Here is a 13,188-nt window from a genome sequence, read left to right on the forward strand (position 1 = left end):
ATTTAACAGGCTTCTCAATTCACATATCATTTTCAGTCTTTTTTGTCAACTCCTAATACTGAACCGACGCCCTAGGGGGAAATTTAACAGCTTATACCGGACAAATATTACTGGGAAGTGTGCAAAGTCCCGGTTTAGTACAATTTGAACCAACCGCTTTAGGTATGAATTTAAACTACAGCAATATTCAGAACTTCGGCAACATTGACATCAACAGTTCGTTGATAAATACCAGCGGATTAGGAGGTGGAAAAATTGACATTAGAGGTGGAAATGTTACCGTCAATAGTTCGGGAATTTATGGACTGACATTAGGAAATATTGATGGTAGAGGCATTGATATCAACGCCCAAAACTTGCGCGTACAGGGGGGGTCGCAAATTTCCACCTCGACACTGGGAGATGGGAAAAGCAGCGATATCAACATCCGCGCTACTAACTCAGTAGAAATTATTGGGTTGGGAGTGGAAAACTATCAGAAGAATGTAGAGATTTTTGCGATATCTGGGACACTCGATCCCTTTAGTTCTGTAGTCGTTATGCTGACTGGTACTATTGGTAGTGGAGCAGCCGGAGACATTAACATTGAAACTGGACGGCTGCTGGTGCGCGATGGAGCAGCGATCGGTGCCCCCACTTTTGGTACTGGAAATGGCGGAAATCTGACTATCCGAGCTAACACTGTCGAGATCGTCAGTTCAGCCTTCGATAATGGAACACTAAAAGGAAGCACTGGTCAAAGCGGAAACACTACTGTTGAAGCCCAACGATTAACACTACGCGATGGCGCTGCTTTGATCAACTTCAGCCTCAGTGACGGAGCATCGGGGGATATCACTATTAAAGCTTCTGAATCTGTAGAATTGTTGAGGAGTCTCCCTTTTAGTGTCGCGCAAACTCGGATCGGCATGGACACTTTGCGTGGGAATGGGAAAGCTGGGGATATTACCATTGACACTAAACGGTTAACTGTTTCTGAGGGAGCCACAATTGGTTCATCGACGGGTGCGATTACTGGCGAAGTCGTGTTTTCTACGAGTGGGGGGCAAGGCGGAAATTTAACTTTGAAAGCTTCAGAATCTATAGAAGTGAGCGGCGAATCTGGAGTTTTGGGGAATGCTGGCTATGCACCAAGTTCTTTGGCTACTCAAACTATAAGCTCTGGTAGGGGTGGAGATATCCACCTCTCAACACCTAAATTAACTGTGCGAAATGGGGGGATTATTTCTGCGGCTTCTTTGGGTGTAGCAGATGCAGGAGATATTACAATTAATGCCGATCGCGTAGAAGTGCAAGGCATTGGGAGTAACAGTGGGTTTAGAAGTGGAATTGAGGCTTCGGCTGGTAGGGCATTTACTTTAGTCAATCCCAATGCTACCGGGAATGCGGGTTCGTTGAATTTGAATGTTAATCAATTGATTGTCCGGGATAGTGCAGTGGTTAATGTTCAGTCTTTAGGCACGGGAAGGGCTGGCAATATTAACATTTTAGCTAACTCAATTGCCCTAGACAATAAAGCCAGCATTGACGGTACAACTGACGCAGGCGGTGGGGGAAATATTAACATCAGGGCGCAAGATATCCAGTTACGAAGAGGTAGCAGAATTACAACGGATGCGGGCATTTCTGAAGGTGGAAATATCAGAATTAATAGCGAGATATTGGCTACTTTACCTAATGAAAATAATGACATTACTGCTAATGCTCGGACAGCTAGAGGCGGTCAAGTTACAGTGAATGTACCAAATATCTTTGGTTTTACAGCCGTTACCCGCGAACAAGCAATAAGTCGTTTTGGATTAACTGATGCTGAATTTGCAGCTTTACAAGTAAATCCAACTTCTTTACTTCCTACTAGCGATATCGCCGCGATTTCTCAACAGTCTGGCCCCGCTTTACAAGGGGCGGTGACATTTAGTGCTTCTGGGGTGAATCCTGCTCAAGGTTTAGTGGAACTGCCGCAAAATGTTGTCGATCCGGCTGCGTTAATTGCTGCAAATCCCTGCACGCAAGAGGCCGGGAGCGCATTTAACGTCACTGGGAAAGGAGGAGTGCCTCCAAGTCCTAATGATGCCCTCAGCAGCCCTCTATCGCCGTTGCCTTGGGTGGAAGAGGCAGGAAGTTCGGCAACGAGCAATGTAGAGGATTTAACCGATGTAACCGATCGAGGGAAGAAGGACGAAGGGGAAATCCCCGATCGGGAAGTTGTTCCGGCGCAAGGTTGGGTGGTGAATGCGAAAGGAGAAGTTACGCTTGTTGCATACAATGCGGGTAATGCTGCTGACGATCGCAATCCTCGACCGATTTCTGTTTGTGTACCGCGTTAAAATGAGTTTTTTTAACCGCAGATGTAGGCGGATTAACGGGGATTAACGCAGATAAAGGATAAGATGTATTTGGGTTAATTAGTATGTGTCTCTGCGGTTGTAATTTTATTTTCTAAATATGAAGTTTACCCGATCGCTCCGGCAAGTAATTCTGTTATTTGTGATTTCCTGTCTGCTAGCAGTTGCGATTCCTCCCGGAATTGCTCAGGTTAATCCACCACAAGCGGTGCAGCTTGTCCGACAAGCTCGAACTCTGTACCGAGAGGAACGTTTTTCGGAAGCTGTACCGCTGTTGCAGCAAGCGGCGGCGCAGTTTGAGACAAAAGGCGAAAATCTCGATCGCGCCACAGCTTTGAGCAATTTAGCTGCAACCTACGGGCAATTGGCGCTTTGGGAAGAAGCAGAAAAAGCTGTAAATTCGAGTTTGTCGGCTGTGCGAACACAACCCCAAACTTCGGAACAGCAGCGGATTTTGGCTGAAACTCTCAACATTCAAGGACAGTTGCAACTCGAACGGGGGCAGACTCAAGGTGCGATCGATATTTGGACGCAAGCTGCTAAAATTTTCGAGCAGATTGATAGTAAAAATCAACTTTTTCAAGTTCAAATTAATCAAAGTCGGGCTTGGGAAATTCTCGGACTTTACCCCAGAGCTTGCAAAATGCTGTTAGCTTCTTTCAAGCTGGAAAACCAAACTTGCGAAGTTTCGACAGCGGGTTTGGAAACTTTGAAAAATCAGCCTGTTTCTCTCGAACAAGTCCGGGCAATTCATGCTTTAGGGCGGGTGCTGCGGGTTTTGGGACAACTGGAACGTTCCGAGGATTTGCTGTCAGCGGGACTGGAAGCAGCTCAAAAATTAGGTGCCCGGCCAGAAGAGGCTGCAATTTATCTCAATTTGGGGAATACGGTACGGGCTAAAAGCAATAAACCGGGTTTGACACCCAAACAGCGGGCTGATTTTGAACGCTTGGCCCTTGAATATTATGCTCGATCGACCGAGGCGATGCCGGAGCGATCTCTTTTACAAATTCAGGCGAAGTTAAACCAATTGAGTTTGTTGGTCGATCGCAAAAATTGGTCTGAGGCACAAGCTTTGTGGCGTTCCATCGAACCTCAAGCCGCTCAATTTGGGTCGAACCGCGCCGGACTTTACGCTCAAATTAATCTAGCGCAAAGCTTGATGAAATTAGCTCAGTCGCCTGCGGAAACTTTGAGTTTAAGCGATATTGACAAAATGCTCGATCGCTCTGTCGAACCAGCAAAGAGTTTGGGCGACCAACGCATACTAGCTTATATTCTGGCAGCTAAAGGCAAACTATCGGAAATCCAAAATCAGTATCAGAAAGCGGAAAATCTTACAATTGAGGCTTTGAGTTTAGCACCGGGGTTTCAATCTCCCGATATTGCTTACCAATTGTTTTGGCAACTGGGACGGATTCGGAAAGGTCAGGGGAATACAGAAGGGGCGATCGATCAATATACTCAAGCTGTCAATATCTTGTCTTCTCTGCGGGGCGATTTGGTGACAGTCAATCCCGAAGTGCAGTTTTCGTTTCGGGAAAGTGCCGAACCGGTTTATCGGGAATTAGTCGGGCTGCTTTTGCAAGAGGAATCTCCCAGTCAAGCTAAATTGAAACTGGCGCGCCAAACGGTGGAATCTTTGCAGTTGGCGGAATTGGACAACTTTTTTCGGGATGCTTGCGCTGATGCTAAACCAAAGTCGATCGAGGAAATCGATCCGACAGCGGCGGTGATTTATCCGATTATTTTGAGCGATCGTTTGGAGGTAATTTTGTCAATTCCCGGCAAACCCCTGCGCCGCTACACTACTGTGAAGTCTCAAGCCGAGTTGGAAACTGCCTTCAGACGAGCCAAAAATGTCATCAGGCCTGCTGCTTTCCCCCGCGACAGGAGGCAACCCGTCGAACAGGTTTATGACTGGTTGATCCGCCCTGCAGAGGCGGATTTGACCGCCGCCGGGATTAAAACCCTGGTATTTGTACTCGACGGTTACTTGCGCAATCTGCCGATGGCGGTGCTGCACGACGGTGAAAAGTTTTTGGTAGAAAAATACAGTATTGCTTTGGCGCCGGGATTGCAATTGCTGGCACCGAAACCCCTGAACAAAGTCAAGTTAAGAGTGCTCACCGCTGCCCTTTCGGAAGCGCGTCAAGGCTTCTCGGCTTTGCCGGGGGTGAAGGAGGAAGTTGAACAAATTGCAGCCGAGATGCCGGCGAGTTCGCTGCTGAATGAAGATTTTGTCAGCGGGCGGTTGCACGATCGAATTAAAGCGGTGTCTTACCCGATCGTCCATTTGGCAACTCACGGTCAGTTTAGCTCCAATGCGGCGGATACTTTTATTGTGACTTGGGATCAGAAAGTGAATGTTAAGGAGTTCGATCGACTGCTGCGAGCCCGCACTGGGGAGAAACAACAGCCGATCGAACTTTTGGTTTTGAGTGCTTGCGAAACTGCTTCGGGCGATAACCGCGCGGCTTTGGGTTTGGCCGGGGCCGCAATTCGATCGGGTGCCCGCAGCACCGCCGCCACCCTTTGGCAAGTCAACGACGAATCTACAGCTATCTTTATGACTGAGTTTTACCGGCAGCTTGCTTCTTCTAAAACCAGCAAAGCTGAAGCCCTCCGCAACGCTCAATTAACGCTGCTGAAAAACAAACAGTATCAGAATCCGTATTTCTGGGCACCTTTCGTGCTAGTGGGGAATTGGCAGTAATTTATTTGAAGGCAGAGGAAAGAAGGCAGAAGGATTTAGGGCGTTGCTGAATAAAGGTATGAATTCAAGATTTCCCAATTGCTATAAGCCCGCTTGAGGGTGAGTTTTGTAACTTCAAGGGAAAAGTTGATTCATACCGCGAATCAGCAACGCCTAATTCATTACCTCAAGTTTGGTGATGTTCCCTGTACCCGCGCGCTTCATCCCTTAATTCAGCAACGCCTAAAAGATGTCATATCAATTCCGTTAGCATCGGAATGATATAAACGGAGGACACGGCAGTGCCGTTTCCTCTATATCATGCCGGTGCAGCCGGAATTGATATCAAATGGGTTATATGAATGGGTACAGATTTTCAACTCAACAGTTGCATCCTTTGTTGAGTAAGAGTTTTAGGACTGTTAGTACATTTGTATGGGGGAAGTCGAGTTTATTAACAGGGGATACGGGCTGCAACTCTGATTAGATATAGTTTCTCGGCCTCTTTGTCGCCCTCCCAGCTTAATTAGGCAAGATTTGAGAGCCAGGTGGCGTTTCGTTTGCCTGATTTAGCCTGATGATAATAATTTTGTGATAATCGCGACCACTGCTTCGGGGTCAACAGGTTTGGCAAGGTGACGTTGAAAGCCTGCTGCGATCGCCTGCTGTCGATCCATCTCTCCAGCATAGGCAGTCAGGGCGATCGCTGGAATTTGTCCGCCTTGCTCGATCGGCAGGCTGCGAATGTGACGCATCAGCATATAGCCATCCATTTCTGGCATCCCAATATCACTGACAACGATCTCTGGAACCGCTTGGGAAAATGCTTGCAGTGCTTTGGTTGCAGAGGCAACGCTGGTGACGGTCGCCCCCGCTTGTTCTAAAACAAACGCTACAAACTCGCGTGAGTCTGCCTCATCATCCACAACTAAGACATGAATGCCACTTAAATCTCCGGTTGAGTCGGATGGCTGCTCGATCGCTGGCAATTCACGAGAGCGAGGCGCCAGCGGAATGCGAACTGTAAAGATAGCTCCTTGTCCTTCACCCTGGCTCTCAACCGCGACTGTTCCCCCATGCAGCTCTACAATTTGCCGCACGATCGCCAGTCCTAATCCCAATCCACCAAACTTGCGGGTGGTGGCTCCATCTTCTTGCCGAAAATGCTCGAAGACATAGGGCACAAAATCAGAGCGAATCCCTTTGCCAGTATCGGTAACTTGAATTTGAGCGTGCGTTTCATCCAAAGTGAGGGTGATAGCGACTTGTCCCTGGTGAGGTGTAAATTTGACTGCGTTAGACAACAGATTCCAGACCACCTGCTGCAACCGCCCAGCATCGCCGATTACGATGCCAACACTCGGTAAAATCTTTGTATAAATTTGAATGGCTTTCGCTTCTGCGGCCAAGCAAACCGTTTCTAGGGCTTCAGAAATGACGGCACTGAGATCTACAGGCATCACGGTTAAACTGAGTTTGCCGCGCAAAATCCGGGAGATGTCGAGCAGATCGTCAATCAGTTGCACTTGGAGTCGGGCGTTACGCTCGATCGCCGTCAATGCCGTTGCGGTTTTTGCCGCATCCAGTTTTCCTTGCTGCAAAAGTTTTGACCAGCCAAGAATCGGATTGAGGGGCGATCGCAATTCATGGGAGAGTACGGCTAAAAACTCATCTTTGATCCGGTTGGCGCGATCGGCAGCTTCTCGTGCAACTTGCTCTTGCGCCAGCAGTCGTTCCCGTTGAGTTTCAGCTTGCTTTTGCCTCGTGATATCACGTGAAATTGCCATCAGTTGAGTCACCTCCCCAGCGGTATTCCGCACGGGCGTGATGATGCTATCCCACCACTTCGGTGTACCTTGGTGAGTGGGAAGATAGCCTTGAAACTGACCTGTATTGCCTGCTTTGGCAGCCGCGATCGCACTCTTGGCATTTTCATAATTTTCGCCTTTCCAAAAGTCAAGCCAGCAGGCGTTCAGAACCAGCGTCGGATCGTCGATTTCCAACAGGCGCAACCCGCCTGGATTGATATAGACGATTTCGCTGTTGAGCGTCAAAACTTTAATGCAGTCCTTGCTGCTCTCTAAAATGCGTTGCTTTAGCTCCTCACTGTCGCGCAAGGCTGCTTCAGCGCGGGCGCGTTCGGCTGCCGCCCAAGTACGATCGGCAACTTCTTCCACCAGAGACACCTCGTCCTGTGTCCAAGCTCGCGGCTCGGATGTGTGGACTGCCAGCCCCGCTACAAACTCGCCTTCCTTGACCAGGGGTATACCGATGTATGCCCCAATCTGGCTCGCGGCGTAGGCCGATCGCTGCTCTGGAGATAGGTTGGGATCGGCTTCCACATCGGATGCGACCACAGGGCAACCCGTGCGGTACGCTGCAAGCAGCTTTGGCCCGAACGAATCAATCGCGTAGTTGCCAGCCATTGTTTCGGCTCCGTTGACATAATCACGCTCAACGACGTAATCAGCGCCGCGAACCTCGAAGTATGCTACCCGATTCGCGCCGAGATATTCGCCCAGCACGCGGCTGGCTGTAGCCTGAATCTCGACGGGATCGGCAAGCGGACGCAGCGCATCGGCGAGAGAGACGCGGAAAGCATCAAATTCGGCGGCTCGCCGCAAAACTTCTTCTGCCCGTTTGCGATCGCTCGTGTCGGTGAACAAAAGGGCAAACTGATGATTTTGCGGTTCGCCTACTCGAAAAGCGTTGACATCAAACCACTGATTCATCGCGACGGATTCATTCTCAAACCGCACGGGTTCACCCGTCTGCACGACTTTGCCATAGATCTCAAACCAGTGCGCTTCCAGATCTGGAACCAGTTCCAGCGCCGTTTTCCCGACTGCATTCTGAAGTCCCGTCATCTTTTCAAAGATCGGATTGACTTCCAGAATGCGATAATCAATCGGTTCACCGTTATCGTCAAACAGCATTTCGCAGAGGCAAAAGCTTTGGTCGATCGACTCAAACAGCGTCCGGTAGCGTTCTTCCGATTGACGCAGGGTTGCAGCAGTTTGAATCTGCTCGGTAACATTTTTGAAATAAACGGTGATACCGTTTGGGGCGGGGTAGGTGCGAACTTCGTACCAGCGATCGTGGTCGGGGTAAAACGCGGTCAATGATGCAGGCACACGATCGCGCATGGCGCTCTTGTAAATCTGCTGCAACTCATGGCCAATCAGTCCTGGATACTCTTCCCATAAATTTTTGCCAATCAAATCGCCTGGAGCGCGATCGAACAATACTCCGGCGGAGCGATTGACGTAGGTGAACCCCCAGTTCTCATCCAGGGCAAAGAACGCTTCAGCGATGCTCTCCAGAATATTCCGAGTCTGCTCCTCACTTTCGCGCAAGGCTTGTTCTGCCCGTTTGCGATCGGTGATGTCTCGCGTCACGCCTGCTACTGCATCTACTGCGCCGTTTATCCCTAAAAGCGGTACAAAAATGTATTCATAGGCGCGTGTGCCGATTGCGCTAGTGTAGAGCGATTCATCCTTGAGCGGCTGGCGCGTGGCGATCACCTGTTGAATCTGTTGCTGATGTCGGGTCGCTAAATCGGTGGGATAATCCAGCTCAAAAAAGTTCTTTCCCAAAGCTTCATCCGAAGTTTTCAGCCAAAGATTGAGCAACGCCGGACTGACATACGTGAACCGTCCCGCCAAATCAAAAGTGTAAATAAAATCGGGAATTGCAGCTACGATCGCGTCGAATTTCCGCAGTTGCTTTTCGAGTTCGGTGCGGCTCTGGCGTAATGCGGCTTCAGCACGCGCACGCTCGACGGCTGCCCACGTTTGCTCTGCTGTTTCCTCGACTCGTCTCACCTCGTCTTCCGTCCACGAGCGAGGGTTTGCCTGATGCACCGCCAGCAAGGCGACGAATCGATCGTTCTTAATCAGCGGCACATCAATATGCGCGGCAATATCGATCGCTTGATAACTTGCCTTCTGGCTGGCTGTGTATTTAGGGTAGTTCGCCACATCGGGAACGATCGCTGTTCGCCCTGCTCGATGGTCGTCTGTCAGGTTGCGTCCGAAGTCTTCCAGATGGTACAGCCCACTCAATTCGGCAACGCCGTTCGTGTAGTTTTTATGAACGATGACTTCCTTGCCACCGGGTAACACTTCAATATAAATGACGCGGCTTGCTCCTAGAGAATCGCCTAGAATGCGGGCAGCGGTTGCCTGAATCTCATTGGCATCAGTCAGCGGGCGCAGCGCATTGGTGAGCCTGACTCGAAACGCATCGGCTCGGGCAGTTTGATGCAAGGCATCTGTTGAGGGGCGCTCCTGTGGCAGATTAGATTCTAGCTGCGTCTTGTCTGGCTGCTGGGTTCGATCGAGTTCGGTCAACAGGATTTGCACGGCCGTTTTCAGGCTGCCCGACCAGGTTTCGACCGCCCCCAGTGAAGTTTGCGACCAATCGTGCGATCGCATCAACATCGCCATCTCGCTGTCGCCTGCAAATAATTTTTTAGGATCTGCCTCCTCTACTGCATCACTCACACACCCTACCTCTCTGAAAAATACTGAGAGAAAAGCTTTTTGCTGCCTTCTCGAACGACGATTGAAGAAGATTGACCCAGTTCCGCAACCAGCGTCCGAATTTGCCTTAAGGCTAAAGGGGAGGGTTGAATCCGTTTATTTTCCCAACGATTAATCGTCTCGTAAGCAACTCCCAGCGATTCTCCGAGTTGCACTTGGGTGAGTTGGGTTAGTTGCCGAAGTTCGCGAATAAGATGGCTAACCTCTGGTTGCACCAGTACAACACATTGTTTGGACACCGAACTTTTAGAAGATTTCATACAGTTTAAGTACATGACATCTGTCATATCCAATATCCGCTAAAAAGTAAGCAGGCCGATCTCCCTGAAGAAGGAGTTCTTAAACCCCATCGACCGTCTTGTACTTACGGGATGTTTAGATTCACTGCTTGTATTGATTGAAGTGAAGTTCGCGGAACTCAAACAAATTTCCAGCCCAAACAGAGCATAGAACTAGCTTTATAGAACCCATTTTGGATCTTTTCTTAAAAAATCAGGCGGACAAACAAGCCGTCTCACATAACTCAATAGCCACAAGACGAGAGATCGTGGGGCGATGGCGGCCAAAGATTTGAAATCCCAATGCCACAAGGCTTACGGTTATAACAACAGATCTCAAATGGGTTCCATAACGGATAGAAGTCCGAGGGAAGAAGGGCATTCGGCACTTATGCCACCAATCCCTCGCCAAAAAACCGGGTTTCTTAGAAAAATAAGGGGTTTAGCAACGAGGTAGCAAGCCAGGAACCGGGTTTCTCGGCCCTGGGTGTAAGTTTTGGAAAAATGCCGATCGCCAGTTCGTGTTCGTTTTTTGTTAAAGATTTGTAAACTGTTAGGAAGTGCTTTCCGCATCTAATATTTTTTCGAGGAGTCCCATGAAGCAACTTTTGATTGCTGAGCGCTTTTGCCTGATTGCCCACGTCTTGTCAATGGCTTTTGGATTGGCAGGGTTGCTGCTGATTTTACCCCGTCCCGAATTGGTGATGAGTTTGCCACCAGCAGGGCAAACGCTATTCCAGTGGGGGATGGCTGGGGGTGGAGTAGTTTATATCATCTTTGGTGCAGCAGCAGTTGCTCTCTATGCCTTTCGGACGTTGGGTTGGGGTGCAACTCTGGCTTTTTTACTGCCTTCTGTGTTTTTGTCCTTGAGTAGCGAGTTGTTGGGAACGAGTACGGGTTTTCCTTTCGGCCACTACCATTATTTGAGCGGTTTGGGCTACAAAATTGCAGGGCTGGTTCCGTTTACGATTCCCCTGTCGTGGTTTTATCTGGGACTGGTTTCCTATGTAATTGCTCGCGCTGGAGTAGGGGTTGGTAAAGGTAAGCTCAACTGGGTGCGCCAAATAGGGGCGATCGCCCTTGGTGCTTTGCTGCTAACAGCTTGGGATTTTGTACTAGATCCGGCGATGAGCCAAACTTCTGTGCCTTTTTGGGAATTTGAGGAAATTGGCGCTTTCTTTGGGATGCCTTACCGCAATTTGGCTGGCTGGATGGGTACGGGGGCGCTATTTATGTCTGTAGCAGCTTTCTTGTGGAGAAAAACACCGATTAAATTAGAGCGATCGGAATTGGGTTTGCCCTTAATTGTTTATTTGGTCAACTTTGCTTTCGGAGCAATTATCACTGTAACTTCGTTGGATTCTCGGTTCTGGTTCCCGACATCGCTAGCGGTGCTTCTGGGCGTAGTTCCGGCGATCGCGTTAAGCTGGATCGCTAAACCCGCAGCAGGTTACGTAACAGAAACAATGCCGTCTTTGGAGACATCTGTTCTCACGGCCCAAATTCCACCTGAGCCCGTGGGCGTTTCGCGTAAGTAAGTCGCTAGCGAGCAACCCCGGCTGATTTAGCAAAAATTTACACTAAATTTTGAGCTAGTTTAAAAACCCGGTTTCTACAAGAAACCGGGTTTTTCAGCGGCGATTTTTTCATAGGGTTTCCGGTAGCATCGGAATTATTAGCCAAAATTAGGACACGGCAGTGCCGTGTCCCTACAATATTATTTTCGGTAGGGACACGGCATTGCCGTGTCCTCTATATCATGTATGATTGCAACCGGAATTGATATTATTAGCCAAAATTAGGACACGGCAGTGCCGTGTCCCTACAATATTATTTTCGGTAGGGACACGGCAATGCCGTGTCCTCTATATCATGTATGAGTGCAACCGGAATTGATATTATTCCCAATTCCTGTAATATGTTTGAGACCAAAATATAATAATTTTTTTAAATTGATACCAATTACCAAAAAATGAACTGTAAATAAGCTCCCCACCCCTATCCAGTAAGTCATTCCCAATTCTTCAATTCTTCAATAGTATGGTTTTCCCGATCGCCCCTCACCTGTTCTCCCAACCGCTGACAAGTATCATCGCTGTCGCACTCTTGCTGCTGCAATTGCCCGCCGCAGCCATTCTGATGTCGCGTCTGATTAAAGGCCCATCGCGCATCCCGCCCCTGGAACCGGATTCGCCGACGCTGGATTTGTTAGGTGCTTGTACTGCGGTAGTACCGACTTTGAACGAAGCCGATCGAATTTCGCCTTGTTTGGAAGGATTAACCAGCCAAAGTTACGAACTCCGAGAAGCGATCGTGGTTGACAGCTATTCGGTAGACGGAACCGGAGATTTAGTCAAAGCCGCAGCACAAAAAGACCCCCGGTTTCGCTTGATTAACGACGATCCGCTGCCGGCGGGTTGGGTAGGGCGTCCGTGGGCGCTGAATGCGGGTTTTTTGGCAAGTTCCGAGAAGTGCGAGTGGATTTTGGGGATAGATGCGGATACTGTGCCGCATCCGGGTTTGATTGCGAGTTTGCTGAAGACGGCGGCGGCTGGAAATTACGATTTGATTTCGCTGTCGCCGCAGTTTATCCTCAAGTATCCGGGGGAGTTGTGGCTGCAACCTGCTTTGTTAATGACTTTGGTTTATCGGTTCGGGCCGACGGGCACTGGCGGGGATGTGCCGGAACGGGTGATGGCGAACGGTCAGTGTTTTCTCTGCAAGCGCGAGGTTTTGGTGGCATTGGGGGGCTATGAGGTCGCGAGGGGTTCGTTTTGCGATGATGTGACTCTGGCTCGCTATGCGGCTGCTAAGGGCTTTAAGGTGGGCTTTTTGGATGGGGCTAAGGTGTTGAAGGTGCGGATGTATGAGGGGGCGATCGAGACTTGGAATGAATGGGGTCGATCGCTGGATTTGAAAGATGCTGCTTCGGGCGGTCAAATTTGGGGCGATTTGTGGCTGTTGCTGGCGGTTCAAGGTTTGCCGGTGCCGATTGTGTTGTGCTATTTGCTGTTTGGTTCGCTGCCGCCGGTTGGTGTATTTCCGCACTTTTGGCTGTTGGGATTGAATGTATTTTTGGTTGCAGTGCGATCGGCTTTGTGTTTGGCGATCGCTCCTTCTTACGATACAACTCAGGCATCGGGTAAATGGCTGTTTTGGCTGTCACCTTTGGCCGATCCGCTGGCGTTTTTGCGAATTCTCATTTCTGCTTTAAATCAGCCTACTCAGTGGCGCGGCCGAAAGTATGAAGGGTCTTCTGGGTTTGAGGTGATAATAAAAACTAATTAGAAAAGCCAGCTAATAGTCGAGCTCGAAAATTGTCGAAA

Annotated in this window: 6 protein-coding genes; 4 read left to right on the forward strand and 2 right to left on the reverse strand. The window is 49.3% G+C overall.

Annotation, left to right across the window (positions count from 1 at the left end):
- Positions 1 to 164: 164 nt before the first annotated feature.
- Positions 165 to 2,327 carry a filamentous hemagglutinin gene (locus tag QUA54_RS32265; protein ID WP_333418888.1) on the forward strand — a complete coding sequence of 721 codons (2,163 nt, stop codon included), beginning with the start codon at positions 165 to 167 and terminating at the stop codon, positions 2,325 to 2,327.
- A 118-nt stretch (positions 2,328 to 2,445) separates the two neighbouring features.
- Entirely contained in the window at positions 2,446 to 5,061 is a 2,616-nt protein-coding gene (locus QUA54_RS32270) for a CHAT domain-containing protein (protein WP_333418890.1), read from the forward strand.
- Between the two features lie 548 nt (positions 5,062 to 5,609).
- Here QUA54_RS32270 and QUA54_RS32275 read toward each other — a convergent pair.
- A complete protein-coding gene (locus tag QUA54_RS32275) occupies positions 5,610 to 9,488 on the reverse strand; it encodes a PAS domain-containing protein (RefSeq protein ID WP_445301611.1) in 3,879 nt (1,292 codons plus the stop codon).
- Positions 9,489 to 9,550: 62 nt separating this feature from the next.
- Positions 9,551 to 9,844, reverse strand: a complete 294-nt coding sequence (locus tag QUA54_RS32280) for a helix-turn-helix transcriptional regulator (protein WP_333418893.1) — start codon at positions 9,842 to 9,844, stop codon at positions 9,551 to 9,553.
- A gap of 614 nt (positions 9,845 to 10,458) precedes the next feature.
- Between QUA54_RS32280 and cruF the strand changes: the two genes are divergently transcribed.
- Together cruF and cruG are read left to right on the forward strand one after the other, a co-directional pair.
- Entirely contained in the window at positions 10,459 to 11,400 is a 942-nt protein-coding gene (gene cruF / locus QUA54_RS32285) for a gamma-carotene 1'-hydroxylase CruF (protein ID WP_333418895.1), read from the forward strand.
- A gap of 502 nt (positions 11,401 to 11,902) precedes the next feature.
- Positions 11,903 to 13,150 carry a 2'-O-glycosyltransferase CruG gene (gene cruG, locus QUA54_RS32290; protein ID WP_333418897.1) on the forward strand — a complete coding sequence of 416 codons (1,248 nt, stop codon included), beginning with the start codon at positions 11,903 to 11,905 and terminating at the stop codon, positions 13,148 to 13,150.
- Positions 13,151 to 13,188: the final 38 nt, after the last annotated feature.

This window comes from Microcoleus sp. MOSTC5, from assembly GCF_036701825.1.
GTDB lineage: Bacteria > Cyanobacteriota > Cyanobacteriia > Cyanobacteriales > Microcoleaceae > Microcoleus > Microcoleus asticus.

Bases quoted from the DNA above. Each gene is read 5' to 3' on its own strand.
- QUA54_RS32265 (WP_333418888.1), top strand. From the start codon at position 165: ATGAATTTAAACTACAGCAATATTCAGAACTTCGGCAACATTGACATC.
- cruG (WP_333418897.1), top strand. From the start codon at position 11,903: ATGGTTTTCCCGATCGCCCCTCACCTGTTCTCCCAACCGCTGACAAGT.
- cruF (WP_333418895.1), top strand. From the start codon at position 10,459: ATGAAGCAACTTTTGATTGCTGAGCGCTTTTGCCTGATTGCCCACGTC.
- QUA54_RS32270 (WP_333418890.1), top strand. From the start codon at position 2,446: ATGAAGTTTACCCGATCGCTCCGGCAAGTAATTCTGTTATTTGTGATT.
- QUA54_RS32280 (WP_333418893.1), bottom strand. From the start codon at position 9,844: ATGAAATCTTCTAAAAGTTCGGTGTCCAAACAATGTGTTGTACTGGTG.
- QUA54_RS32275 (WP_445301611.1), bottom strand. From the start codon at position 9,488: ATGGCGATGTTGATGCGATCGCACGATTGGTCGCAAACTTCACTGGGG.